Source organism: Paenibacillus sp. PL91, assembly GCF_012935325.2.
Lineage (GTDB): Bacteria > Bacillota > Bacilli > Paenibacillales > Paenibacillaceae > Pristimantibacillus.
This window is the reverse complement of record NZ_JABBYG020000019.1, coordinates 1-26,299: the sequence shown is the minus strand read 5'-3', so window position 1 is coordinate 26,299 and position 26,299 is coordinate 1. Positions and strand designations below refer to the sequence as shown.

The window sequence follows — 26,299 nt, the reverse complement described above, 5'->3', positions numbered from 1 at the left end:
GAATGAGAGACACGTTATGGCTGATCCGGAAAACATTTATTTCTACCTTTAAGAATTATTTGAATCTATTTGTATACTTTGTCTTTCCTGTTATGGGAATCCTGCTCGCGACCCTAGTCCAAGGGGGCTCGGGAGAAACCGAATTGAGAATGGGCATTGTTAATCATGATGGAGGTCAGACGATTACAATGGGTGTAATAGATTCGGTGGGCAGACAGGATTCCATGCTTGTAATTGAGATTGAGGAGAATGAGATAAAAGAGCTGATTGCTGCTGGCGAGCTGGATGCAGCAATTATCCTTCCCGCAGGTTTCGCACAGAGCTTGATTGTCGGCAAGCCCGCAAATGTTAAGATCGTATCCATTAAGGGGGCGCAGGTTACCGGACATGTGAAAGCATCCTTGGATCAACATATTAACAATATGGCTTCGATCGGCAAGGTGGTTAAAGGAGATAAGGCTAAGTTTGATACCCTTTATAAGCGATTTCAAAAAACAGACTTCAGATTATCAGCTGAGAAAGTAGAGGATCAATCCGTAAATTACAACAAAACCAATCAATCAATAGGTTACTTACTCGTCCTCATGCTGGTGTCCGCTTCGAATTTATCTGGAATTCTTATTAAGGAAAGAGAGAATAGAACCTATTATCGCCTTTTATCCTCACCGATCAATCCTAGAACCTATGTCTCATCTAATATCATCGTTAATTTGACTATGATGATGCTGCAGATTGCAGTGACACTGTTGATTATGATAAATATTTTTCGTGTCGATCCGGGTATTCCTTATTGGAGCATGTTCATAATTCTTGTGTTATTTGCTCTGGTGGCAATAGGCCTATCGCTTGTAATCGTGGCATTCTCAAGCAGCTCTTCAGTAGCCAGCGGCATCCAGAATATGATCCTTATTCCTAGCAGCTTGCTGTCTGGATGTATGTTCCCGCTTGCATTAATGCCGACAACCATGCAGCAGCTCGCGCACTTTCTTCCCCAGTATTGGGTTCTGGATACATTTAGCAACCTACAGCAAGGGGTATCCGTGGGGGAATTATCTTTGAACCTGATCATTTTGATTGCTTTTTCCGTGGCCTTATCTTTAATAGCCGTTTATAAGTTTGGCAGGAACAATGATACTCGAAGCTATATTTAAGAAAATAAGCTAATCCCATATTCTAATCATTCAAAATTGACTTGTAGGGGAGATAACATGCTTCTTTCTGAACGTTTGCCATTGGCAGCAAGTTTGTACGCTGAGGCACCTGCGCTTTTGTGTCATGGGCAGTTTATAAATTAGGGGGAACTTCATCACCACACTGAACAACTCAGTCATGACCTGTATGCCGGCTTCTTCATTTCGCTAACGGGCTGGTTAGCTCAACCACTCAACGCCATAGGAATTAAAGGATATCGGATGGATTTAACGAATTGATTCCAATTTAAAAGAGAGTAATAGGACGTCTGCGTGTAATGTTTCATGCTCCCAATTGTGATAATATTCAGGAAGGATTATGGATAAAAAATGAGAGAATGCAGGTGAGAGATTGAACTTTGTTTTCATTAAACGATTTTTAATATTAGTAGCAAGTCTTTTCATCTGGTTTATCATTCACACTACTTTCGTGATAATAGATGGGTTGAATGATGAATTGAAGCCTGTTGACGTAGCGGTAGTATTAGGAAATAAAGTAGAAATTAATGGACAGCCTTCTGAGCGGTTAAAAGCAAGATTAGATACGTCCGTAGAACTTTATGATGGGGGCTATTTTACTTTTATTATTGTAAGTGGTGGTATTGGTAAGGAAGGTTTCGATGAGGCAAAGGTTATGAAATCTTACTTAATAGATAAAGGGATACCGGAAGATAAAATTATAGAGGATAATAATGGGTACAACTCATATATGACCGCCCAAAATACCAGCAAGATTAGGGATGAATTAGTAATAGACTCCGTTATGGTTATTACTCAATATTTTCATGTATCTAGGACAAAATTAGCGTTTAGAAAGATGGATATTAAAGAAGTGTATTCAGCTCATGCCAAAATCTTTGAGTTTAGAGATATTTACTCAATAATACGAGAATTCCCAGCATATTATAAATATCTCTTTAAATAATGATATGGATCGGCGATATAGGGTTCTTACTATAAGGAAGCAGGCTGAAGCGACATCCGTATTACTCATTTTCATTAAACTAACGGGACACGATAGTAGAACAATCAAGGAGCAGTTTGCTACGGCAGGCTGCTCCATTTCTTTGTTAAGCTAACGGCAGATTATGTTAATTAATCGAGTCAGAAAAACTATGGTATACTACGCTTTGTGATTCGCATTTCGCTGCATAGTGAAGTGCCTTCACTTTTTGTGAAATACGGAGAGTGATGAAAATGAAGAGAGTTTCAAATTGATGGGTTGCAGGTTTTGGGAATAATTTTGAGTCTTATCGGTCTTGCTTATAAAGGTGCTTTTTGACAAACCGCTTGAGTATATGTTTCTTGGATTTCTTCCAGAAGGATGGCCATCCTTTACTGCGTGGGCAGCAATATTGGCGATCGGACTTGTATTCGTGTCATTTACAAAACCACTTGTAAATGAAAAAAAAGAACAAAACCAACAAATAAAGTTAGCTCGAGGAATTTGACCAAGCTTAGCCGGCTTGTATTGTGCCAAGCGGATATGCCGAGAATCCAAGGATAATACCTGAATGCTATCCATTGAAAAAAACATAATTCCTAATTTTTGTTTATAAACAGGATGCGTGGACATAATGATTTTAGTGTACTGCGCCAAGAACATGGCCGGGCAAAATCATTTGAGAAAAAGATGGAGAGGCGCTTAGTTTATGTCGGAAAAGAAGAGCTACTATGCTTTCGAGGATCCATTTGGCACCACAATTGAATTTAAAGCCACCAGCTTACAGCAGGCAATGATGATTAAGAAAAAGAAGGCCCTAGAACTGGGGATTCCTAAAGAGGCTTTCGAGCTAACGAGCATACGCAAAAAACCAAGCCAGAGCGCATAGCCTGGCTTTTTATGAAGGAATGAACATGTCGACAACAGATAAGTTTAGAAGTAGCGAAGACATTTTCCAACGTGTCGGGAGTCATGAACATTGTCCCAATAAAAGTCGCGTAATCGCGGCTTTTTTTAGTTATGGGAACACGTTATTGTCACTGGCCGGTGTCAAGAACTTGTTCCCATTCCCGACGGTGTGGGGCAGTGGTGTTTATTAAGCTAACGGGCAGGTTAGTGTGAACCCAAGCCTGCGCCTAAGCACTCTTTGAGTCGGGGAACATATAAGAAGAGCCACGGGAATGTTCCCGTGGCTTCTCTATTATTACCTATCCCCGTCCGTGCTGACCGAAAGCTCACGCCATTCGTCGAGTTGGACCTGCAAATTCTTAATTACACTCGTCACCCATTCAACCCCGTCTGAGCCAGCAATGAACGAAACCGGCGGGTTATCGATTTGCGTCAATAGAAGAACGATTACGCCGCCGAGTTTTACCGATCGCCTGCTTGGGTGTGATTTCGGTTGTCGTGGAACTCACGGAACTCCGCCAGCGGCTTTTCGTAATCACTGTTTTCGGTCTTGGAGTATTTGACAGAAGTTACATCAAGGAAATCCGTTCGAAAGAAACCTGGGGAAACCGCTGTGACAAATACACCGAAGGGAGCGAGTTCCTCGGCAATCGCTTGACTGAATCCCTCAACGGTGAACTTGCTAGAAGCATAGGTTGCTGCGCCGAAGACACCTTTGTAACCTGAGACGGACGAAATGTTGATGATGCGTCCGCTATGCTGTTTCCTCATATAGGGAATAATTGCTTGCGTTAGCGCCATCGTGCCGAATACGTTTGTCTCGTATTGGGAACGGATCTCTTTGAGCGAGGTATCCTCAAACACACCGAGATGCCCGTATCCGGCATTGTTAACTAGGACATCGATTCGCCCGAACTTATCAACGGCAGCCTCGTTGAGCTATCGGGCAGTTATGTCGAGGAACTTTTAAAGATATTGGAAACAATTGAGTGAATTAATACGTCGATATTAGAAGAATAAATCAAGAAGTTAGCGGGGTTGAAGGGAGCATTTAGTAATGTAAATGAAATTTGGATTATTATTAGTTGAAATACTTATAGTACTTACAGGTTGTTTTAGCAAGGAAAACAAGTCAGATATACTCGCATCAAGTCCAACATTAACGCCAACCTTATCACTTGATTTTAAACTATCTTTCAAAGAACAAGAGGTCTATAATAACTTTCAGAAAGACTTAAATGAACAATATTTAAAAGAGTTAGAACCAATAAGTATTGCTAAGTTATATGTTCAAGCAAGTTTGGACTATAATAATGATGTTGTTTACGCATTATATACGGATAAAAAAGGACACATTCAATGGACAAAAGAAGAAGATGAAAAAATTCCTAATTCAGATAGAGGAATAAAAGAACAGATCCTCAAAACTTTTAATAAGATTGAAAATGGAAAATTCGTACAAACTAGTGATTTTGAAGGGTATATTGAGTATCTCTCAAGCGAAGACACAGAAAGTAAGTATGGTTTTAAGATGATTAAAGATGATGATGGCATTTGGAATGTTTCATTTCAACCTATTCAATAACTTGAATACCTTCAATTAACTCCCTCGGGACTCGATAGTGCAGTAGAAAAATTATGTGTTGGGATTGTGATGCGGATATGGTTAAAGCAGTGGATTAAACCTCCTAAAACGAAAAAAAGTAATCATTTTAGGAGGTTATAATAAATGAATTTCAACCCGATTGTCATTGATAACTGGAGTAGAAAATCCTATTTTGAGCATTATTTAAACAATGTCAGATGCACCTATAGCATGACTGCAAATATTGATATTTCCCGGCTGCTGAAAGAACTTAAGAGTCAGGGGATAAAGCTGTATCCAGCACTAATCCACATGATATCTACAGTGGTAAACTGCCACAATGAATTTCGCACTTGTTTTAATTCTGATGGGACATTGGGTTATTGGGATAGTTTATCTCCTAGCTTTACAATTTTCCATGATGATGATAAGACTTTTTCAAGCATATGGACTTTGTACGGTGAAGATTTTAATGATTTCTACATTCGTTATCTTGATGATATAAAAAAGTACGGAAGTGTTAAACGATTTGCTGCTAAAACAAACGAACCACCCAACACTTTCCCCATTTCTAGCATTCCTTGGGTTAGCTTCACTGGCTTTAACCTGAACGTCTATAATGAGGGAACCTATTTACTCCCCATCTTTACAATGGGGAAATATTTTCAGCTTGACGAAAAAATATTATTGCCATTATCAGGACAATTCCACCATGCCGTTTGCGACGGTTACCATGCCGGGATGCTGTATAATGAGCTACAATTACGTGCTGATGCGTATATGGAATGGTTGCCAAACTATACCACATTCGGCTAACGGGCATGATAGTTAAACATAAAGGGTTTCACATATTATTCATGACTAATATGTGGAACCCTTTATTTCATCTGTATTTTACATTTATGTATTGATAAACTAGGAAAATATAGTATTAGACTGACGGTACTTCATTAAGCTAACGGGTAACGTTAGTGCACAAACTGGAGCGACAATAATGTATATAGAACGTGATCTTACAATGGAAGAACTTATGACCGAGCTGAGGAAAGGCAACAAAATGTTTCATTCAATTGATGTAGTAGACTCGGACTCGGGAGATCTTTCCAACTGGGATTTGCAAGGTGTTTCCTTTGATGAATGTTTTCTAACTGGTATTGATTTTTCAAAGTGTAATTTGAAAAATGCACGGTTTATTAAAACTAACCTCAAAACATGTTCTTTTCGGGATGCAGACCTAACTAACGCATAAATTCGGGACAGCGCTGTGGAATCAGTCGATTGGCATGGTTCCATTATCAATGGAACGGTGTTTGAAGAGAACAGTTCATATGGGGTTACAATAAATAGAATAGACCTCGAAAAAATGGCGATTGAGTGAGCGATATCTCAGATCACAGCCTACTGCAATCATTACGCTAACGGGGAACGTTAGATTAACAATCACCAGGACGAGGCTGCCGGCACGAAACGGCAGCCTCGTTGAGCTAACGGGCAGGTTAACGTAATAACTTTCGACTAATTACTCCTTGTAAGTCACACATCAATTGCCGCTACTACTGGAACCGAGAGGGCCGCTTTTGAATTGCAACAGTGAAACTGAATAGTGATCAAACCATTAAGTTTTAAACTGACCCCAATAAAAGAAACAGCGGCAGCCATGCCATTATTAGCAGATCACGTATTTCGCGAAGCCGAAAGGCTCCTTTTCACTATCGATATGTTCCAAAGGAGCCTACAAGGAAATAACAAAAGGGCAAAAAGAAGGACATTCTATTAATTATTGTAGAATGTCCTTTATATTCATTGGATTTTTTTACATACTACTAACTTCATTGCCTGTTCTCCCGCGATAGGCATGCGAATGGGGATGAGTACCGTTAATAGTGGTATACCCTTCAAACAAATGGTAGTGTCCTCCACCAGGAAGAGCGATGGCTGGGCCAGTCGTTCCCTGAATAAGGTGGGTATGGCCGTGATTCTGGGAAGTAACAGTTTGGTATCCATGTACATGAGGCACTCCGGTAGGAGCAGGAGCGGTCCAACTCACATATTGATGAGAATGTCCGTCATCGATGGAAGTTTCACCGGTAATAGAATGAACATGGACAGGGTTGCCATTCCAAGACGTAATATATAGCTTATGAGAATGACGGTTATCGCCATCTTCGGAAGATCCCAATACAAATCCGGTAACTGGGATTTTCATTTTTTACTCCCTTTCCTTAGGAATTAGGTACGGAATTAGTCTATGAAGAACCATGTTTGTCATGAAACGGCTAAAGCCCATAATGAAAACAATAATGAGGGATTTTTCGGGGTAAAAGTTATCCTTATAAAAGGAAAATGATACTTTTCATTCACCCCGTTAGTCTAATACTTTATTTTCTTTCAACATTAGATAATGTATGTCATTAAGTTAACGGGCAGTTTTGTTGAAAGAGCACGATGTACAAGCAGGACTTGTAAAACCTCTAGAGAAATTTAGGTTAATAATATTTCGTTGAGATATTGGGGTGTTTACATCCGTCGAACTTATCCATCTGTTCGACTTCAGCAGTGAAAGGTTTCACGAGGGAATCGTGGTTACGTCTTCGTATATGGCCAAAGGGCTGGTGTTCGATCAAGTCATCGTGCCGTTCTCCAATGCAGCGAACTATAAGACATGCGAAGAAAAGGCAACGAGTGAGATAGATGGGATCCTTTCAAGAGGTAAGGCATTTGACAAAATTACATGGATTGAAGATGCACTTGTAAACTGCATGCCCATGAATGACGAGCATAGGAAGGCCGTTTGAGAGAAAACATCACGTACAGTTTGATGAGGAGGGGCTGGAGACCAGCCCTTTACTCTAGAACGGGCAAGATAGTTTAAGATCAATTGCGGAGAACCTTATCATAAGTAGGGCGAAATTTTCAAAAACGTTTGCGGATTGAGTCTTTGCCTTTAGACAGAATAGCTTGTGTTCAATATCAGTGGCACAAAAAAATTCGGTAGAGCGGAAAGATTTCACTTGCACCTTACGTAACGTGATGTTTTACAATAGAGTTACCGGTACTTAGCTAGCGCCAAAGAGTGGAGATGGTTCATGAAGAGACATTGGAAGGTCGGGGATATTGCCAAGCTAACGGGGCTTACCGTACGAACCTTGCGGTTTTATGATCAAATCGGGTTGTTTTCTCCATCGGGACAAACGGATTCCGGCCACAGGCTGTACAATGAATTGGACTTGTCGCGATTACACCAGATATTATCGCTTAAGGAGCTGGGATTATCTCTCGAGGAGATTAAATCGGCCTTAAATGGCGGGCAGATCAGTCCGCTTGAGATCGTTGGCCTGCAGATAAACCAAATCAAAGAACAGATTAAACTGCAACAGAAACTATTGGAGCAGCTAAGACATGTATCCAAGCTTATGCAGGGAAAGGCAGAATTAACGGTTGAAGATTTCACGAGCCTTCTGCAAGCGATGAAGATAGGATTTGAGAAACCGGTCATTGAGCGGCAAACGAGTTGGGAGCGACATTTGGACCTGCTGGGAGACTTTCTTGCCGAGGAGAACGGAATTCCGAAACATAAGGAGGAAAATCAATGAACGAACGATTTGTCAAGCATGGAACCTTCGTCGTAGAACGGATTTATGCCGCTCCGCCGGAGCGGGTTTATAACGCATGGGCCGATCCGATTGCCAAAGCCAAGTGGTTTTCGAAGCCAGACATTTTCGATTTCCAGGTTGGCGGGCGCGAGTACAGCAGCGGCGGGCCGCCGGAAGGGCCGATCTTTACCTTCGACGCCAGCTATCAGGAGCTTGTTCCAGAGCAGCGCATTGTCTATACGTACACCCTGGATTCGGGCGACATACGCATCTCTGTCTCGATCACAACGGTTGAGCTTATTAAGGTGAAGGGCGGCACGAAGCTGATTTTCACGGAGCAAGGTGCGTTCTTTGACGGACACGACACGCCGGAAGTGCGGGAACACGGTACAAACGTCATGTTGGATGCACTGGGCAAGGTAGTAGAAGGGGAGGTAGGAGCATGACTATAGGTGAAAATGAACTTATTGCTACGCGTGAGTACGATGTCCCGCGGGAGCTCGTGTTTCGGGCCTGGACAACTCCCGATTTGTTAGCCCGATGGTGGGGGCCGGACGGCTTTACAAATACGTTTCACGAGTGCGATATGAGGCCGGGAGGTACGTGGAAGTTCACCATGCACGGACCGGATGGCGTGGATTATCCTAACCATAATGTCTTTGTTGAGATTGTGCCGACGGAGCGGGTCGTGATTGATCATCTAAACGTTCACGAATTTCGGGTAACGGCTACCTTCGATGGCTTCGATGGCCGCACTAGGGTCACCTTCCGTCAACTTTTCAAGGAGAAAGAGGAGTTTGAACAAGCCAAGCCGATCTGCATAGAAGCTAATGAACAGAACCTTGACCGGCTTGGCAAGCTGCTGGCGGAATTGGCCGACTAGCTTTGCAAAGTGATATCGGCTTTTACCCGAAAGAACTGCCACTTAAGTGATGACTCTAAAATTGTCGCCGTTCAAGATTCTTTCGGGAATCGGACGGCGATTTTTATTTTAGTAACGGTAGGAAGGTAGTGAAGATCTGACAGCCTATCAAGGCGGCTTTTTCGCTGATCGCCCCGTTACGGTGAACCGTATCATAAAAGAGACGAAATATTTCACCTTAACCACTTGATGGGCGCGGAAAGTCGCCTCAAAGAGATGACAATTGGTAGAGAATCATTACACCATCTGATTCGAGGAAGTAAAATCACATACGTTCTGGAGGGGGAATTCTGTAAGAAGTTTACTTTAATCATGGGCTGAACCCAATATCTTATTAAATTATAGTAATATTGAAACCGAGGCCCACCAAACATTTATTGATATTAACCGGAAGGAGATGGGGAACCTTATCTGGAAGGCGACAAAACACTGATGGTACATATTCGCCACCTACGAGAGAAACTTGAGATCGATCCAGGAAATCCGATCCTTATTGAAACGATACGTGGCGTTGGCTATCGGGTCAAGCTGTGAAGAAGGGGAGATCTTTACTTGTTCGATACCTGCTTCTGATTTTGCTTGTATTGCTTGTTTTTCCTCTTATACCTGCTTTATTTTATTTACCGAATTATATTTCAAATAGCAAAAGCTTGCTTGATGACGTGGAAATTGAACGTGAATGGCAACTTGAAGCTGGATTATTAAAGGATGTGTCCGCCGAACGCGTGAAAGCGAGATTACAAATTTTCGTTGATCGATACCCCGGAACGGAGGCATTCTGGGTAGACAGCGATCAATTGACCTGGTCGATTGGCGAACGTCCAGTCGACATACCTGAGCGATGGACATATTCCGACGTGATCGCTTTCTCGACACAGTTGGGGCAGAAGAATCAACTGACGTACACGGCTCTGCTTGGCGGCGACGTGCGAAATGGATTTATGACCTTCGTTTTCCACGTTCACTAACTACCATAGCCGATATTCCACCCTATCGAAATGCAGCATTGATTTCCTTGATGATAGTGGTATATGCGCTGTTATTGCTTCTCTCATTCCTATTCTTCTATCGCATCCGTATAAGGCTGGTCCGGTTGGAAGCAGCAATGACCGTGGAAGGGGAAAGCGGCATCCCTAGTGGTATTATCTCCGGTAAGAATGACGAAATCGGAAGGTTGGAACAATCCTTCAACACGATGAGCAGTCAACTGAAGACGATGAGGGAGAGCGAAAGACTGGAGGAGGAATTGCGCAAGCAGCTGATTGCCAATTTGTCTCATGATCTGCGAACGCCGCTAACGGTAATAAGGCAGCATGTGCATACCCTCCTCAAAATGCCTTCTGATCCGTCTCACGGTTCGTTACGCATCATTAATAGAAAACTGGACGATATCGGCAAGCTGATGGACAATCTTCTGTCGTACACTTTATTATCCGCAGGTAAATATCCGATGGAAATAAAGGACATCGACATAGCGGAAGAGCTTCGCAATGCGGCCGCCGACTGGTATCCGGTCTTTGAAGAGGAAGGTCTGGAAATCGAAATTGAAATGCCGGAGCAACCCGTAATGTGGCGCATTGACCCGTTCTGGTTCCGCATCATAGTCGATAATTTGTTTCAGAATGTTATCCGACATGCCAAGGCGGGGCGATATATCGGCATCTTCTGCTGTGAGCATAATGGTGAAATGGTTGTAGCGATCCGAGACCATGGCCCCGGCATCGCGTACCGCTCAGATGCGAAAGGGGCGGAAATCGGTCTTTCCATTGTGTCATTAATGATTAAAGATATGAATTTGCAGTGGAAGATCGACTCCGAGAACATCGGAACGACCGTATACATCAGTATATAAAATTAAACAAAGTTTAAACTTGAGGTCACCTAAAAGCCAACCTAAGGATGTTAGGATAGCTATTGAGGTGATGAGAATGAACGTTAAGAAAAGAAATCGCGCAGGCTATATTGCGTGCATATGCGGGCTGTTATATGCACTTCCGCACTTTTGGTGGGGCTTGGGGGTTCCATTCGGTTTCCCGGGAGATTTTGCAAAGGTACCAAATGAATTATTATCACGAGTAATCGGTTATTGGTTTATGGGAGTGTTGGCCGTGCTTGCTGCCCTATTCAGCTTGTCGTTCGTGTATAAGTGGGGAGAAAGGCTACCGAGGAGGTTGAAGATCATTCCCGCATGGATCGGATGTATTGGATTATCCATATGGGGCTTTAGCTTCTTTGTTCTGAAGTTTCAATTTGCAATTGGACGTGTCGTATCCGCTCCCTCATTCGTAGAACAGGATGCAAGCCCAATGGCTGCATGGGGATATGTATGGTATGCACTGTTCCTTGGCTGGGGGATCTCGCTTGGCTTTGCTGCATTTTTCGAAGGAAAAATGACAAAATCATTTGGTCATAGGGGCTAACGTTGTTGGTTCGCCGCGCTGAGCTCCTGTCCCAAACAACGAAGGGCATATGTATTAGCATTCCACCACTCAACATTTTACGCAAACGGTGTAATAAGTTGGGTCGAAGAATTATTTGTTGCAGAAAAGTACAGAAGAATGAAAATTGGTCAAAAACTAATGAATTTAATTGAAAGGCAAGCTCTTGAGCGTGGATCGAGGCTAGTAGCCCTTGCAACTAGAAGGGCTAGCGATTTTTACAAGTCTATAGGTTACGATGAGTCTGCAACATATTTTAAGAAACCATTAATTAATGGCACCATATGACAATAGACGTGGGTGGTCGTTCAACTAACGGGACACGATAGTTGAATGGAAAATGGAGCAGTTTGCCGCGGCAGCTGCTCCATTTATTATTAAGCTAACGGGTAGGTTAGTTACAATAATAGTATGAAGCAGTTGCGCATAAAAAGGCTTGTCCATGGCGTTCTTCTTTAGAAATATCTAGACCGATAACTGGACTAATTCAATCTCTCCCATCATGTAGATTTACCAGCAGCCCCTAATGATTCTTCTTGTCGCTCCATAGCATCGCTTGTTATACGGGATCTCGCGTCCCAACCAGCCTCAATCATAGTCATGACAAGTAGGGTGAACATTATAGCGCTCGGGATCAAGTTCTACGGGCAGGATAGTTTAATCAGATCGCGAATACTCCAAGGATGGAATCTTTGCGAAGATCGTCGAATAGTCTTTATCAGAAATAAAGAATAAAAAATAGGAGAACAAAAAATGAAAAACATCAAAATTATCATTGCATTTTCTTGTTTATTAAACGTTTTTTTAATAATTAATTTGATTGTGACAAACAATAGAATCGATGATACCATTTCAAGACAAACATTCAAAATTCAAGGAGATTTAGTAGAACTAGAAAGTTCAATTACTTATCAAACCGAACATAAATGGAAAGAAGAAAATCTTGTTATAGAGAAAATTGAGGACGTTCAAGAAGATATAAATTCTCTAATAACATTAGGCAAAGATATTGGAAAATTATCAAGAGAACAAGAAGAAGATTTGTGGAACTTATATAATTATTTGACAAAGTTCCCTGAATACTCGGGTTTCCCTAATAAAATTCTAAGTACAGATGAAAGAAAGTTGCTTGAAAAATTATCAAAAGACTTAAGACAAGTTGGATGGGGAATGAATATCGGATATTCAGGAGGCTGGGAAAGTTTTTCTGAAAAATTGAATAATTTATTAAGACAAGTATCTTGAAAGTTATTCAATAAGATTCCGACATCTGATTACACCGTATTAACGCATCGGGACACTGACCCTCGGTCCGCCTGAGGCATTTCGGGGGAGTCGATTCAGCGGGCACACCTGCGAGCCTAAGTCCGCCGGATCGCAAGTGAACATTTAAGCTAACGGGACACGAAAGTTCTATTCTAAAGGGCTGCCGCACGGCAGCCCTTCGCTCAACTAACGGGTAGGATAGTTCAATCGTTTTGTGAGTACCTTCAAGCATATAAATTCACGAAAGCAGGAAAGTACAGGAACCATGTGGAATAAATATATAATTTTACCGTATTAGGAGGTCGTGAAATGGCGTTTCCGACACATATTGTATCGGCAGGCGGAATTGTAGAAGATGGAAATGGAAATATCCTATTAGTAAAAGCCCATGACGATGGTTGGGTGTATCCTGGTGGGATAACTGAAGTTGGAGAAAACCTGATTGATGGCGTGATTCGTGAAATCAAAGAGGAAAGTGGAATAGACGCCACTGTTAGCCATTTAATTAGTGTTGTTTCGAATACAGCGATCCATAAGTGGTATGACGGTGTGACTGATGTTCCTACGAAGGTCATGTTTGATTTCGTGTGCAAAGCTGTGGGTGGAGAGTTAGCTACTTCTGATGAAACGAGCGAGTGTAGGTGGGTTCCAAAGGAAAATGTTCTGGATTTGATTACTTTACCCGCAATCCGCATGCGTTATGAAGCTTATTTGAACTTTAACGGCTCTGTGAATTATATGGAGTACGTCACTGCGACAACGTCAGAATGTAATGTCAAGCTTCAAAGGCGTGTTTAGTTGTATGAGGGCTCGTTTTTTAAAAATCTTTGCACTAACGGGACACGATAGTAGAGGAGTGTGCATTCGCAGCTCCTCTTTGTCTATTATGCTGACGGGAGGATAGTTTGAATTTAAGAGATATTCTACATTTTCAGAAAATGAGATAACATGTAGACTGGTATTGATACACTATCCTATGTCAAACATCCAACGAAGCCAACTTTCATCATCATGACAAGCTGCCAATTGATCGAGTAGAACTTCCTTCACACTAGACATCATTACCACCCCACAAATAGGTTTTGTAATATCGCTTAGTTTTTCTGGAAATGCCTCCCCTTACAAGCTAGTGACGAGCTATAGGCTATTCTATTATTAACGATGACATGAATGACAAAAGTAATATGAACAATGATGAAACTTTTGAATTGAATCACATGAAGACGAATGAAGAAAGTTGGCATGAAACCATTCAGCGATTAAGTAATGGTTTTACAGAATGGCGTGACATTATCACTAATTGTGAAGTTTCGAAACTTGAAAGAATAATTCCATCCTACTTCAATGCTCAGTGGTGGAGTGTCATTTCAAATTTGTGTATCCATAATGCGTATCATATCGGACAAATGATGTTACTGAAAAAGCTAGTAAAAAGTATAGTCTTTAACTAGACAAACGTGCCTGGAAAAAACTTTATTCAACTAACGGGACACAATAATTTAATTCGGGAGTGGATTACATGTCCTTATCGAATTCCCCTGAAAGGGCAATCAGTCTTCCAAATTCTGTGACTGAGATGCTGCGAAATTTACAGCTTGGCATTCAAGAAGCAATCGGTGATGAACTTATTGGCGTTTACCTGCGAGGCTCACTTGCTTTAGGTGATTTCGACCCTTTGACAAGTGATATCGACTTTTTGGCGGTAACCAAACTTCCTGTTTCAGAAAGAATGTTTACTGTCCTAAACGAGCTACATAGCAGACTGGCTAAAATCACTAACGTATATGCGGATCAACTTGAAGGGGCGTACTTGGACTATAATGCTCTGAAACGCTTCCAGGTAGGAGAACGTTATCCGACCATAGAGAGAGGAGATGATTCTTTACGTTGGAAGGAACACCATTCCAACTGGATATTAGAACGGTGGACTGTGTACGAGCACGGTATCACATTAATCGGACCCGACCCCAAAAATCTTATCGAACCGATCTCAGTGGACGAAATCCGTGTAGCTGTATCCAATCGATTACGTGATTGGGCAGACTGGGCGAACCAACTGGACGACCCCAATTGGTACTTACCTCTTAGCCATAAAGCATATGTGGTGGAGACGATGTGTCGGGCAATATACACCTTGAAGTTTGGTGAAGTGTGTAGTAAACAATGTTCAGTCAAGTGGGCGCTTGAAATATTACCCGAACGATGGCGTTCCTTAGTCGATCACTCGCGGGCTTGGCGTACCGACACTACGCTTCCCGATCCCAGTATCATCTCTGAAGTGATGCAATTCGTGCACTGGGTTGCTTCAAAAGCGGGGCTTGATTATTACGAATAACGGAAGTTTACTAACCTGTATTTACATCTGACAACAATTAAAAAACGGAGATATTTTCAAAGAGTTCTAACCTAAGATTGAATATGAATGGATAGCAATAGTGAATAACATACATTGTTGAGCAGGAATTTCAGTGGCTTAATCATTTTATTAAGCTAACGGGTAACTATAGCTCAATAAACATCGAGGCTGCGGGTTGAAACGGCAGCCTCGTTAAGCTAACTGGCAGAATACTTTAATAAATTCCGAAACAAATTTAGGAGATTTATCGTTTATTTAGGTGGAACATTTTTACAAGTTAAATTACTAGGGGGCATGGAATGTCAAAAAAGCCAGTAGGAGCAGCTGCGGTCATTATGGATTCAGAAGGGCGAATTCTTCTAGTAAAACATAACTATGGAAAATACAATTGGGAACTACCTGGTGGGCTATCTGAGCAAAATGAGTCTGCGGAGAATACCGCAAAGAGAGAAGTGCTTGAAGAGACGGGGCTTGAAGCTACTGTAGGTCGTTTGACAGGCGTGTATTATGAACCCACTAACGATATGCATCACTTTGTTTTCGCTTGTAAGGTGGTCTACGATCAGCAACCACAACCAGATGCGGAGGAAGTAACAGAATGTAAGTTTTTCAATGTGGACGATTTACCTAAGCCAATTAGTGATTTTACAATTTCACGTATAAAGGATGCTTTAAATACTGATCGTGATCATTTATTCCATATCATCGGACCAAAGCAGTGGTTTGAATAATTTACTTGTCAATATTAGAAAAAGGAGCACTATTTTACAAATAAGTTAATGGAGGTGGAGTATTGAAAGAGAAAGGTTATGAAAAGAAGAATAATCAGGGAGATAAAGCTTCTTCTGAAGTGCCATCTTTTAATGATGCTACCGAGCATTATCAGAAAATAATGGGTGTTCCAAGCAAAAGAGCGGATATAAAAAGCAAGCCCAAGCATTTACGATGGTTTCATATTTCTTTTACACTGTTATTGTCTTAGATGCACTTATATTTATAATCTCTTGGGTGATGCAAAAATAAAAATCCCACTTCTGAATAAACCTACAAATGTGGGTAGCTTGAGGAGACTCTTCTACAAAGGGTTAAACTAATGGAGAACGATAGTTGAACAACACACGGATGAGAGCAGGCGCTGCGGAGGCCTGCTCATTTTTTAAGCTAACGGGCAGTAATGATAAATAAAAATACACACAAAATTAAAGGAATATCTCCAAAGCAATTGAATTACTTGGAGGATTAAATTGAAGTGGAGAGGAATACCGTTGAACGTCCTGGTAGGTGTCATGCATGTGATGGATCTTCATTTCAAATCTTATATAAATCGAGTACTTATAAGAAAGTGTAAAGTATGCAATGCTTTATTTGATACAGATAAGCTTTTGCCATATATCGACGACAGTGAAGAGAAACTGAAGGAATGAAAAGGCTATACTGACGGGGAACGATAGTTCAATAAAACAGGGGTAGTCTAGGACTTTATTTTCTCGTCCATGGCTGCCACTGTTTCTTTTATTGGGGTCAGTCCAATATAAAGTATTATACTGACGGTGCTTCATTAAGCAATAAACAGGAGACGAGACTGCCGGCATAAATCGGCAGCCTCGTTGAGCTAACGGGCAGAATACACTATAGGGGAATAGCTTGAATTGAATCCGCTGTTATTCATAGGGATTATCGTATTATTATTTGGGGTTTTACAGTTTGATTATCCTGTTTTTTTCATAAATATAAAAGTCAAAGGGAGCAAGAACATATCGGTGGACAATGATTGGCTCCCTTTGGTCGTATAAGCTCATATGCTTCATTTTCGAAGGATTCATCACATGGAAATCAAAATCATTATTCCTCAATTTTATTGTTTCATTGCGGATTGTAGATTACCATATTTATGAAGATCAATTTATAAAGGAGTGATATGATGAAACGCAAAAAAGCAGTAACAATGACGTGCATGTTAATAATTTTCCTTTTCGCGTTTGCATGCGGTGCTTTTGCGGACGACTACATCAAAGAGATCAAAGCTTATCAGAACAGTAAAATCACGATACATGTCAACGGCAGCACAGTCGACCTTCAGGACGGGTCGGAGCAAATGTTCCCGATCATTTACGAGGGTCGCTCTTATGTGCCGGTCAAGCCACTAGCGGAGGCATTGGGCGCGAAGGTTACATGGGAGCAGGGTGAGCAAGCCATCAAGGTTTCCACTGCAAATCCCAGTGCAGGCAGCGCATCTTCGCCGCATGAATCGGAAGGTGTGCGGAATACATTTCCTTCTAAATACGGAGCGGCTTCGATGTTTGAAGACTTTAAACCTGTTGCAAAGGAAGGAATAACCGCGTATTTGAATGCGATTCGCAGCGGGGAGAAGAAAGATTTGAAAGCGTTCATCTACAAGTATTATTATTCTTTGACCGAACTCGATAGCCCTGATCTTGCCTACGCACAAGCCAGCGAAAAAGTAGATACGTATCGCAGCAAATACGATAAGAAGACGCTGGACGGTCTGACAGCAGAAGGTTTGGAACTGTTGAAGGGCGGGGCATTCCCAGACGAAGCTTCAGGATACAGTAAGGAACATGGGATTTTGCTTAACTATCGGGTCGTCTCCGATAAAGGATACTATGGTCATTTTTCGATTGATTTCTATTTTTACCAAGATGGGAATACCTACAAACTTACAAATATCCTCTTTGCTGGTGCTTATCGTGGAGAAGGGATCTAACAATTTAAGGAGAGCTGCTGCTTTAAGCAGCTCCTCTTTTGTTTTCATTGAAGTAACGGGCAGGTTAGCTCAACAGGTCAACGTCGCATTATAGAAAAAAGGGGAATGTAAATTTTTGACGAATATATTTCAATTTCAAAAGAGATGAACGTAAGAGGGAGTTAATAGTGAAGAGAAAATATGGTGATCTTTCTCATTGGAGAGGAATACTACAGAAAACATACAGACAAATGTATATCGAAGAAGTGGATTTCACTGGTCATGTAACACTTGTTGTTTTTAATAAAGTGAAGGAACCCATATCTTTTAAGCTGGCTGATCATGACGATTTTAATATTGTAGCAAATGGATTTATGTGGTTGCAGTATTTTCCAAGCAGATTACATACGACTTTAATAGCTGGCAACAATGATTTACTAAAGAGATGGGATACTGATTTTAAGACATTATACTCTGTTATTTAAGTTCCTGTTAATGTGATAGATTTCTATGTTCTATTGAACTAACGGGTTACGATAGTTGAATAACACTTTATGTTGAGAAGGCATTGTGTTGGCATGCTCATTTTTATTAAACTAACGGGCAGGAAACTCCTATATCATGTGGAATGTTTTTTATTACATATCAATCAATTTGCACAGATCTTTCATTCGATTTAGCGGGAGTGTATGTGTTTGGAAAATAATCGAAACTGGGCAGGCAACTATAAGTATAGCGCTTCGGAACTCCATGTTCCGGAAAATGTGGAACAAATACAAGAATTGGTAGCTCGTAGCAGTCGAATAAAGGCGCTTGGCACCCGTCATTCGTTCAATGGAATCGCTGATTGTACCGAGAGCCTCCTCTCTCTTCACAAGCTTAACCGAGTAATTGAATTAGACCATAAACGCAATAAGGTTACGGTTGAGGCCGGTATTAGGTACGGGGATCTGTGCGATTATTTGTACGGATGCGGCTATGCTTTGCACAATTTGGCGTCGTTGCCGCACATTACCATTGCAGGTGCGTGCTCAACGGCAACACATGGTTCTGGTGACCGGAACGGTAATCTTGCTACAGCGGTTCATTCCATGGAAGTTGTCAAAGCGGATGGGGAGAGGGTCGTTTTCTCCCGTGATCAACAAGATGGTCTCCTCGTCGGAGCGGTCGTAGGGCTTGGGGGACTGGGGGTTATCACACAAATTACTCTAGATGTGATTCCCGCATTTCAGATGAGTCAGTATGTATTCGATAATTTGCCTTTAGCGCAGCTTAATGATCATTTTGACGATATTTTCTCTAGTGCTTACAGTGTTAGTCTTTTCACGGATTGGAAGACAGACGCTTTCAATCAAGTCTGGTTAAAGCGGAAAATATCAGATTATTACCTTGCTGGGGAGGAATCCGAATTTTATGGCGCCATGCACGCAAGTGTGCATCGTCATCCAGTGCCAGGACACTCAGCGGAGAATTGCAGCGAGCAGTTTGGCATTCCCGGGCCATGGCATGAACGGCTGCCGCACTTCCGCATGGATTTCACGCCAAGCGCCGGTGAGGAACTACAAAGTGAATATTTCGTGCCGCGCCACTATGCCTATCAAGCACTTTGTGCGATTGACCGAATACGGGACTACATATCGCCACACCTTTATGTGTCCGAGATTCGCACGATTGCGGAAGACAATCTGTGGATGAGCCCTTGTTACAAGCAGGACTCGGTGGCTATTCACTTTACGTGGAAAGCGGATTGGATTGCAGTTCGAAAAATATTACCACTAATTGAGGAACAGATTGCACCTTTCCGTGCCCGTCCACATTGGGGGAAGTTGTTTGCCATGCCGCCTATCCATTTACAATCATTATACGAGAAGTTGCCCTACTTTCAGCAATTGCTCCTTCAATGCGACCCCCAAGGAAAGTTCTGCAATGCCTTCTTGAAAAAATATATTAAGGATGGCTATTTATAGTCACCAAATCAGCGATAGCAGCCGAAACACTAACAAAACCTTAACCCTTTTTTCACATACTGCGCGGAGAACCGTATCATAGATAGATATATGTAGCACTGCGTTAAAAGACCACGATAACTCAATACCAGAACGAAAGGCAGCCGATTCGATATGGCTGCCTTTTCCGCGCTAACGGGCAGATTAGTGCAATAAAATCAATAGCGGCTCTAGAGACTGTTCCTGTGTACGACCCAACTGGTGAATTTTACATTTTAAAAAATGGGTTGAAAATTATTTTTCAGCCGTAGATGGACACACAAAACTGGCAAAACAGGCCGTTGACTTTGTAAACAGGAGGATAAGATGGGCATTAGACAATTTACAGATTACAGACTGCTTTTTTCATTGAAGTAAAGGAAAGATAGATGAATATTGTATTGTAAATTTAGTTATAATCAAAGTCGCCTAATCTTCCGTTATTTGCTGTGTTAAGATATTCTGTATAATCGCAAAGTCTAAAATTCAATAGACTGACCTGAGGTTGGTAATCGTCTACTTGAAGGAACTCAAGGACTGGTGTCATATTGCTTAAAAGTAACAATTACACATTGATCCTGTACCGTGGGAATTTAGGGATTAGGAGGATGTCATGACTGAGGTGTTTAAGATAGATTCTGAAAAAGAAATTAAGCGGATTATTACACAGTCAAAGCAAGCGGCTATAATGGCGCTTCAAAATTATGATTTGGATTGGGAACAAATACGTTTCAACCAATTCTCCGATACATCTACATTTATAATTGAAACAAGCAATGAAGGGATTTTTTTACTCCGAATTTTTTGTGTAGGAATGAGTAGAGAAGAAATAGATTCTGAACTCGTTTGGCTTGATGCTTTGAATGAAAAGATGGATATTTCCCTTCCTAAGGGGATATTAGACCGCGATGGAGCCAAAACCATAAAAATTAACTTGGAGAATGGGTACTTCGGTTACGCTTCATTGATGCGTTGGGTAGAGGGCGTGCAAGTGAGTGGCGGTCTTACTGAAGATCAAATCTTTAGAGAGGGAATCCTCTTGGCAAAGCTCCATCAGGCATCACAAAATTTCGAATTGAGTCCTAACTTCATACGCCCTTTTTGGGGTGAGGAGAGTTTTAGGAAAGCTATGACTCGTTTAGCGCAACATTATGATCGGTTCCTGGCAGATACCGAATTCCAGTTGTATCAATTAGCGGCTGAAAGGATACTCTCCTGGATTAACAAACTTAGCAAAGATGATGAAAGCTACGGATTAATTCATGGTGATTTGCACCAAGGGAACATTGTATTTCATAATGGAGAACCTCATCCAATTGATTTTGGGAGATGTGGATTTGGATACTTCCTATATGATATAGCACATACCATTTTGGGGCTTTATCCTTGGCAAAGGGAGTTATTAATTAAAGGTTATGAAAGCAAGAGGAGACTAGAAGGTGAATGGCTTCCAGCATTAGAAAGTTTTACTGTGATGGTAATGATAGAGAATTATTGCCACCATGCCCCTGATCCAAGGGAAACCGAGGGGCTAAAAGAAGAACAGCTCTATGCACAAGCTATAATAAAAAATTATTTAGCAGGGGCACCATTTCTTTTTAATGAAATAAAGATTTAAGAAAAAGCTATTAAACGTTTAAGATTCCAGCACTAATTCCTATAGTTTGTTAAGCTAACGGTCCACAGACCCTTTTTAGGAGTTGACAACATACGATGATTGTGGAGAATCACCTTATACTTTGGAACCATGTATCGCTGAAAATAATTGATGTGCAGCGGGTCAAGCGGCCGATTGGCGAGCAATTGCACACACACCAGCTTTCGTCGAGTACACTGTTATACACGATACAAGGTCGTGCTCGGCTCCTGCTGGACGGGGATGAGCATGATGTGGAGAATGGATATGTTTGTCACGCCGGAGAAGGCACCGTTCTTACGATCACGGACATCACCGACCATTTAGAATATTATATGATTCAATATAAGGCATCTCTACCGCTGCCGTGCAGCCAAGATCTGCTTCAAATGCTAACTAGCACGGAACCGTTTGAGATCCAATATGGTTTTGTAGTCAGTCATGCTGCTTCGCTGCTCGTATCCTTGTCCCGTATGGAGCAGGAATGGGGCCAGCCGGAAGCGATGGCAAAGCTACAGGTGAAATCGTTATTTTATCAGTTCATTTGCGAGCTGATGGGACAGCTGCAGCACCATCGATTGGAGCAAGCTTCACCGGATATAGTGCTGCAGGCTGCTAGATATATGGATGAACACTATGCCGAACCGATCACAGCAGATACACTTGCAGCGCAATTGAATTGCAGCGCTCGGACAATGCAGCGGATGTTCAACAAGCGGCTGGCTCTTGGGCCGATTGACTACTTGATGCAGATCCGTATAGACAAAGCCAAGGAATTACTATGTCGTACAAATGCAGGGCTCAAGGATATCGCCGAAGCAGTCGGTTATGTGGACAGCTACTATTTCAGCCGATTATTTAAGCGGTACACGGGCGTTTCACCAAGCACGTATCGAGAATCGATGCATCAAGCCAGAGGTGATGAACCGGACGCGCCTAATCTGGAAACAGTCGGCAATGAAAAAGTGGCACCGTCAGATCCACTGGATGCTGCATTCCGTCGCTCACTGCGGACGATCATTCATCTTAAAGGCGAGCTGCTGCTCCAGCGGCAGCCTGAGAAAATTGCTGTGCTGGATCCCCAGTTTATGGACCATATGCTGGCTCTAGGTGAGCAGCCAGCCGGCAGCGTCATGGTAACCGGAGATCTTAGTAGCTTTCCTGAGTATCTGATCGGCAAGCTGCATGAGGTCCAGCCCTTGGGAACGTTGGATGAACCCGATCTCGAAGCACTTCGTGCTTTGGCGCCCGATCTGATCATATGCACCGAGTTCCAGAAGAACATTTATAGAAGCCTCACGCATATAGCGCCGACCATCATGCTAGAGCGAAACCGTGACTGGAGAGAAACATTACGAATCATCGGGCGGATTATGGGCAAGAAACGTGAGGCGGAACAGGTCTTACAGCAGTATAAACACAAAATCAGTGGGCTGAAATCGGCACTGGCAGCCAAGCTGCATGGGCAGTCGGTAACGATGATCCGGCCGAAGGACAATATCATTAGGCTGCATACATGCGCTCATCGTACGGCGGCGATTTTATACAGCGATCTGGGGCTGTATCCTCCGAAGCTAGCGGTTGACCGCAAAAGGACCAGCTCTATCATATCTTTGGAGAGGCTTCCGGAGCTGGATGCCGACCATTATTTTGTATTGACCGACCATAAATTTAAAGATTGGATGAATGAGATCCAGACCACGACTAAATGGAAAAGTCTGCGCGCCGTGCAGCAGCATCATGTTTACCACGCCAAAGCGAGCATTTGGATTGCTTATTACGGCCCTATCGCGATGAACCAGGTGGTTGATCAAGTGGCGGAAGTTTTCTTGGATGCGAAATAACGTTTTATCGTAAAGTGCAAGGAATGACAAGCGCTTCGATGATCCATTTCTTATGCAAACACTGTTGTATCCGGATCCACCGATTCGAGCAGCGGTGTTTTTTTGTCGCCATAATCCATTGATATTGGCGCAAATATCCATTGAAGATAACAGAGCGAGTCGTTATAGTGTTGTAAGTGAAGATGAGTGTCATTCTCAATAAAAGAAATGTGGAGGGATTACATATATGTATCCGAAAATCAGATTTTTATGGATCTTTAGCTTGTTAGTTAGTTTAGTAATGTTTCTGGGCGCATGCTCAGACAGCTCAAATCAAGGCAGCGATAATGCTGGGGTAGGAACGACGAATCAATCTCAAGTCAATAATGATGAGTCCGTAAACAGCAACTCCGTAGTGGAGCCCGTGCTCGCAGCACCTTTCACCATCCAGCATCTGAAGGGTGAAATGACGTTTGAGAACGTACCAAAGAAAATTGTCGTGTTGGATGTCCAGTACGCGGATCAAATGCTGGCACTGGGCTTTCAGCCGGCTGGCAGCGTAGTAGCCGAAACCGACAACGGTCTTCCTCCATATTTAGGCGATAAGATGGGAAATATCCCGTTGCTCGGAACGTATGTAGAACCAAATCTGGAAGGAATCATTGCAATAGAACCGGATCTCATCATCGCTACGGAATTCCATGATGAGATCTATGAAGATTTACTCAAAATCGCACCGACGATTTTACTAGAGCGCAATGAGGATTGGCAGTCAGTACTGTTGAAGTTTGGGGGAATCTTGAATAAGCCGCAAGAGGCGCAAGAACTGGTTGATGGTTACAAACAAAAAATAAGCGATCTAAAAACGGCATTGACAGATAAAATGAAGGGCCAAACGGTTGCCTTGATCCGGCCTAGAGATGAAATGATTCGTCTCCAAACGACTTCACATCGAACTTCACAGATTCTGTACGACGATCTAGGCTTGACTCCACCCAAAATGGCAGTCAACAGTACGGATTCAAGTATGATGATATCTCTTGAAGTTACCCCAGAACTGGCTGCCGATCATATGTTTCTACTCCAGGACGATACGAATTTGGAGCTAACGACTGAATTTCAGAACACTTCGATCTGGAAAAATCTGAACGCGGTTAAGGCAAACCAAGTATATGTGGAAAACACGGCGCAGTGGATCGGTTATTATGGACCTATTGCGATCAATTTGATTGTCGATCAGATCGCTGATGCGCTCAATTAAGTCATTTTGAGCAGAGAGTCCAAGGGGGTTTTGGGTATGAACAAGCAGTCACGGCTCGCGCAGGATGAATGGGATTACTTGAACCGACAATTTGGCTTATTTGAAAATGGTGCAACCCGTCCTGTTAATTCGGTGAGAGCTTTGGACTTGCTCGACGTGGAGATATGCTCTGATTATCTGGATAGGCTGACAGTGCTTCTACAGTCCCCATCGAGGATGATCACGGCTTCGCAGGTTTTTAAAAGGTATGCCTTCTTAACCACTGTTCCGCTGCTGTACGCCATGACAGTGTACAACAAGGGACTGGATTTATCTGCCGAAAATTGCTTCCTTGAATCTTCACCGGGTCACTCCTGGCTGGAGCATGTCAGTCTAGCCGATATTGATATTGAAATGCCCGAAGCTAGCGAACGGCATGTTTGGCGCGATACGGTTATTCAAACTCATTTTGCTGGGAATATAGGGGAATTAATAGCGGTCATGTCTAGAGTGGCTAACGTGCCAAAAACGATATTATGGGAAAATGTTGCGGTTCGTGTGTTCTCACTATACGAGAAAAGAATCGGGGTAACGGGTGAACAGCAGGAGCAATTACGCAGCCGAGCAGACTTTCAGTATCTGATTCATCAAGCTCCAGGTGCTATGTTCGGGGAAAAACAAAACCCGCTGGGCCGCTTTTATGGCAAACCGTCATTCACATCTGATTATAATGCACCTATGCGGGTTCGCAAAACCTGCTGCTTCTACTATGAGGTCTCCAGTGTTGAAGAATACTGCACGAACTGTCCGAAGTTGAGGAGCTAAGGTCAGATAAAATACAAGACAGTCATTACGATATCATTCAACTAACGGGTAACGATAGTTCAATAAAAACACGGAAGCAGCCGACCACAATAATCGGCTGCTTCATTACGCTAACGGGCAGTATAGTGTAGTTATATGGAAATCTTTCCACTAAACAATTAAGCGGTTTTCTGAGATGATAATGGTATGAAAGTTATAATCTCCCATGAAGGATATAGAATAAATGAATCAATATAAATTGAGTGATATTGCGATGCAAATTGTAATTCACTCATTTCTAAAAGGGAAAAAACAATCAGATAAACATATGAAGCAAGAACTCGCAGATATATATAAGAAAATAGATATAGTTGGTATTGATAATAGTGAGTTGCGAAATCCTCTAAATCTTGATGAATCCGTATTTATTTTTAGAGAAAGAGAAATTCCGTTAACGGGACAAGAAATGATTACAGGAGAATATTTAATTTTTGATTATTGTGGTCACAATGAAGATATGTTCATTAAACAATTTAATTCTATTAACGAGTTAGAGGAAGAGATTATTGGAGGCGGAGGGATAACCAATACATTTACAACATATCAAATTGCATTTGTTTCGGGGAAAGTTCGTCACTACAATATCACATTTACAAATGGGAGCGACTGTCAAGAATATGATTTTGTTAAAGGTGTTCACGATGCATTGCCAGAATGGAATTATGAAGAAGAGAGACCTGGGTTTGAGTTATTTGAAATTACAAATGTAAAGATTCATTGGCTTGATTAAACAAGGTTTCGGACCGGGACACGGCATAAGTCATTAAGCTAACGGGACACGATAGTTCAATAAAAACACGGAAGCAGCCGACCACAATGATCGGCTGCTTCATTACGCTAACGGG

28 protein-coding genes and 2 pseudogenes are annotated in these 26,299 nt (G+C 42.1%); 28 read left to right on the top strand and 2 right to left on the bottom strand.

The genetic code is table 11. The features are described from left to right. Positions 1 to 2 precede the first annotated feature (2 nt). The 3 genes from HI950_RS28835 (at position 3) to HI950_RS28825 (ending at position 3,022) form a co-directional block, all read left to right on the top strand. Positions 3 to 1,151, top strand: coding sequence for an ABC transporter permease (locus HI950_RS28835; RefSeq protein ID WP_169089006.1), 1,149 nt, complete (start codon positions 3 to 5; stop codon positions 1,149 to 1,151). Between the two features lie 484 nt (positions 1,152 to 1,635). Beyond that, complete coding sequence (locus HI950_RS28830) at positions 1,636 to 2,115, top strand: YdcF family protein (RefSeq protein ID WP_223285568.1); 480 nt, start codon at positions 1,636 to 1,638, stop codon at positions 2,113 to 2,115. Between the two features lie 727 nt (positions 2,116 to 2,842). After that, the gene (locus tag HI950_RS28825; RefSeq protein WP_169089002.1) at positions 2,843 to 3,022 is read left to right on the top strand and encodes a hypothetical protein; all 180 of its coding nucleotides are present in this window, start codon (positions 2,843 to 2,845) and stop codon (positions 3,020 to 3,022) included. Between the two features lie 482 nt (positions 3,023 to 3,504). Here the strand turns inward: HI950_RS28825 and HI950_RS28820 are convergent. After that, a pseudogene (locus HI950_RS28820) lies at positions 3,505 to 3,963 on the bottom strand (SDR family NAD(P)-dependent oxidoreductase); the annotation flags it as partial. Between the two features lie 142 nt (positions 3,964 to 4,105). Between HI950_RS28820 and HI950_RS28815 the strand changes: the two are divergent. The 3 genes from HI950_RS28815 (at position 4,106) to HI950_RS28805 (ending at position 5,876) form a co-directional block, all read left to right on the top strand. Then, positions 4,106 to 4,627 carry an RNA polymerase subunit sigma gene (locus HI950_RS28815; RefSeq protein WP_191297112.1) on the top strand — a complete coding sequence of 174 codons (522 nt, stop codon included), beginning with the start codon at positions 4,106 to 4,108 and terminating at the stop codon, positions 4,625 to 4,627. A 144-nt stretch (positions 4,628 to 4,771) separates the two neighbouring features. Then, a complete protein-coding gene (gene catA / locus HI950_RS28810) occupies positions 4,772 to 5,443 on the top strand; it encodes a type A chloramphenicol O-acetyltransferase (protein ID WP_169089000.1) in 672 nt (223 codons plus the stop codon). Between the two features lie 178 nt (positions 5,444 to 5,621). Then, positions 5,622 to 5,876 carry a pentapeptide repeat-containing protein gene (locus tag HI950_RS28805; RefSeq protein WP_169088998.1) on the top strand — a complete coding sequence of 85 codons (255 nt, stop codon included), beginning with the start codon at positions 5,622 to 5,624 and terminating at the stop codon, positions 5,874 to 5,876. Between the two features lie 564 nt (positions 5,877 to 6,440). On the opposite strand, the gene HI950_RS28800 is transcribed toward HI950_RS28805, so the two are convergent. Continuing rightward, positions 6,441 to 6,833 (bottom strand): YmaF family protein, encoded by a 393-nt coding sequence (locus HI950_RS28800; RefSeq protein WP_169088996.1) that lies wholly within the window; start codon positions 6,831 to 6,833, stop codon positions 6,441 to 6,443. Between the two features lie 307 nt (positions 6,834 to 7,140). Between HI950_RS28800 and HI950_RS28795 the strand changes: the two genes are divergently transcribed. The 22 genes and pseudogenes from HI950_RS28795 to HI950_RS28690 all read left to right on the top strand — a co-directional run bounded on the left by HI950_RS28795 (position 7,141) and on the right by HI950_RS28690 (position 26,184). Continuing rightward, the gene (locus tag HI950_RS28795) at positions 7,141 to 7,422 is read left to right on the top strand and encodes a hypothetical protein (RefSeq protein WP_169088957.1); all 282 of its coding nucleotides are present in this window, start codon (positions 7,141 to 7,143) and stop codon (positions 7,420 to 7,422) included. 291 nt (positions 7,423 to 7,713) lie between these two features. After that, on the top strand, positions 7,714 to 8,220 hold the full coding sequence (locus tag HI950_RS28790) for a MerR family transcriptional regulator (RefSeq protein WP_169088994.1): 507 nt from the start codon (positions 7,714 to 7,716) through the stop codon (positions 8,218 to 8,220). Further along, positions 8,217 to 8,666: an SRPBCC family protein gene (locus HI950_RS28785; RefSeq protein WP_169088992.1), complete on the top strand. Its 450-nt coding sequence runs from the start codon at positions 8,217 to 8,219 to the stop codon at positions 8,664 to 8,666. Before HI950_RS28790 ends, HI950_RS28785 begins: the two co-directional genes overlap by 4 nt. Then, positions 8,663 to 9,103, top strand: coding sequence for an SRPBCC family protein (locus HI950_RS28780; protein ID WP_169088990.1), 441 nt, complete (start codon positions 8,663 to 8,665; stop codon positions 9,101 to 9,103). The genes HI950_RS28785 and HI950_RS28780 overlap by 4 nt, the downstream gene beginning before the upstream one ends. 438 nt (positions 9,104 to 9,541) lie before the next feature. Beyond that, positions 9,542 to 9,676: pseudogene (locus tag HI950_RS28775) on the top strand (winged helix-turn-helix domain-containing protein); the annotation flags it as partial. A 191-nt stretch (positions 9,677 to 9,867) separates the two neighbouring features. Continuing rightward, positions 9,868 to 10,110 carry a hypothetical protein gene (locus HI950_RS28770; RefSeq protein ID WP_169088988.1) on the top strand — a complete coding sequence of 81 codons (243 nt, stop codon included), beginning with the start codon at positions 9,868 to 9,870 and terminating at the stop codon, positions 10,108 to 10,110. Between the two features lie 50 nt (positions 10,111 to 10,160). Beyond that, on the top strand, positions 10,161 to 10,994 hold the full coding sequence (locus HI950_RS28765) for a HAMP domain-containing sensor histidine kinase (protein ID WP_223285576.1): 834 nt from the start codon (positions 10,161 to 10,163) through the stop codon (positions 10,992 to 10,994). Between the two features lie 76 nt (positions 10,995 to 11,070). Then, on the top strand, positions 11,071 to 11,562 hold the full coding sequence (locus tag HI950_RS28760; protein WP_169088984.1) for a DUF3995 domain-containing protein: 492 nt from the start codon (positions 11,071 to 11,073) through the stop codon (positions 11,560 to 11,562). Between the two features lie 18 nt (positions 11,563 to 11,580). Next, the gene (locus HI950_RS37140) at positions 11,581 to 11,868 is read left to right on the top strand and encodes a GNAT family N-acetyltransferase (protein WP_169089177.1); all 288 of its coding nucleotides are present in this window, start codon (positions 11,581 to 11,583) and stop codon (positions 11,866 to 11,868) included. Positions 11,869 to 12,333: 465 nt separating this feature from the next. Continuing rightward, the gene (locus tag HI950_RS28750; protein ID WP_169088982.1) at positions 12,334 to 12,825 is read left to right on the top strand and encodes a hypothetical protein; all 492 of its coding nucleotides are present in this window, start codon (positions 12,334 to 12,336) and stop codon (positions 12,823 to 12,825) included. Positions 12,826 to 13,155: 330 nt separating this feature from the next. Beyond that, positions 13,156 to 13,644: an NUDIX hydrolase gene (locus HI950_RS28745; RefSeq protein WP_169088980.1), complete on the top strand. Its 489-nt coding sequence runs from the start codon at positions 13,156 to 13,158 to the stop codon at positions 13,642 to 13,644. A gap of 721 nt (positions 13,645 to 14,365) precedes the next feature. Beyond that, a complete protein-coding gene (locus HI950_RS28740; RefSeq protein ID WP_169088978.1) occupies positions 14,366 to 15,181 on the top strand; it encodes an aminoglycoside adenylyltransferase domain-containing protein in 816 nt (271 codons plus the stop codon). A 320-nt stretch (positions 15,182 to 15,501) separates the two neighbouring features. Beyond that, complete coding sequence (locus HI950_RS28735; RefSeq protein WP_169088976.1) at positions 15,502 to 15,933, top strand: NUDIX hydrolase; 432 nt, start codon at positions 15,502 to 15,504, stop codon at positions 15,931 to 15,933. A 62-nt stretch (positions 15,934 to 15,995) separates the two neighbouring features. Beyond that, the gene (locus HI950_RS28730; RefSeq protein WP_223285567.1) at positions 15,996 to 16,184 is read left to right on the top strand and encodes a hypothetical protein; all 189 of its coding nucleotides are present in this window, start codon (positions 15,996 to 15,998) and stop codon (positions 16,182 to 16,184) included. Positions 16,185 to 17,120: 936 nt separating this feature from the next. Continuing rightward, on the top strand, positions 17,121 to 17,927 hold the full coding sequence (locus tag HI950_RS28725; protein WP_169088974.1) for a stalk domain-containing protein: 807 nt from the start codon (positions 17,121 to 17,123) through the stop codon (positions 17,925 to 17,927). A 167-nt stretch (positions 17,928 to 18,094) separates the two neighbouring features. Continuing rightward, a complete protein-coding gene (locus HI950_RS28720; protein WP_169088972.1) occupies positions 18,095 to 18,391 on the top strand; it encodes a hypothetical protein in 297 nt (98 codons plus the stop codon). A gap of 210 nt (positions 18,392 to 18,601) precedes the next feature. Further along, positions 18,602 to 19,873 (top strand): FAD-binding protein, encoded by a 1,272-nt coding sequence (locus HI950_RS28715; RefSeq protein WP_169088970.1) that lies wholly within the window; start codon positions 18,602 to 18,604, stop codon positions 19,871 to 19,873. 631 nt (positions 19,874 to 20,504) lie between these two features. Continuing rightward, positions 20,505 to 21,509: a phosphotransferase enzyme family protein gene (locus HI950_RS28710; RefSeq protein WP_169088967.1), complete on the top strand. Its 1,005-nt coding sequence runs from the start codon at positions 20,505 to 20,507 to the stop codon at positions 21,507 to 21,509. Positions 21,510 to 21,604: 95 nt separating this feature from the next. Further along, a complete protein-coding gene (locus HI950_RS28705) occupies positions 21,605 to 23,371 on the top strand; it encodes an AraC family transcriptional regulator (protein ID WP_169088965.1) in 1,767 nt (588 codons plus the stop codon). A 226-nt stretch (positions 23,372 to 23,597) separates the two neighbouring features. Next, on the top strand, positions 23,598 to 24,611 hold the full coding sequence (locus HI950_RS28700; RefSeq protein WP_169088963.1) for an ABC transporter substrate-binding protein: 1,014 nt from the start codon (positions 23,598 to 23,600) through the stop codon (positions 24,609 to 24,611). Between the two features lie 36 nt (positions 24,612 to 24,647). After that, on the top strand, positions 24,648 to 25,415 hold the full coding sequence (locus tag HI950_RS28695) for a ferric iron reductase (RefSeq protein WP_169088961.1): 768 nt from the start codon (positions 24,648 to 24,650) through the stop codon (positions 25,413 to 25,415). Between the two features lie 223 nt (positions 25,416 to 25,638). Then, positions 25,639 to 26,184, top strand: coding sequence for a hypothetical protein (locus HI950_RS28690; RefSeq protein WP_169088959.1), 546 nt, complete (start codon positions 25,639 to 25,641; stop codon positions 26,182 to 26,184). The last annotated feature ends 115 nt before the right edge of the window (positions 26,185 to 26,299 follow it).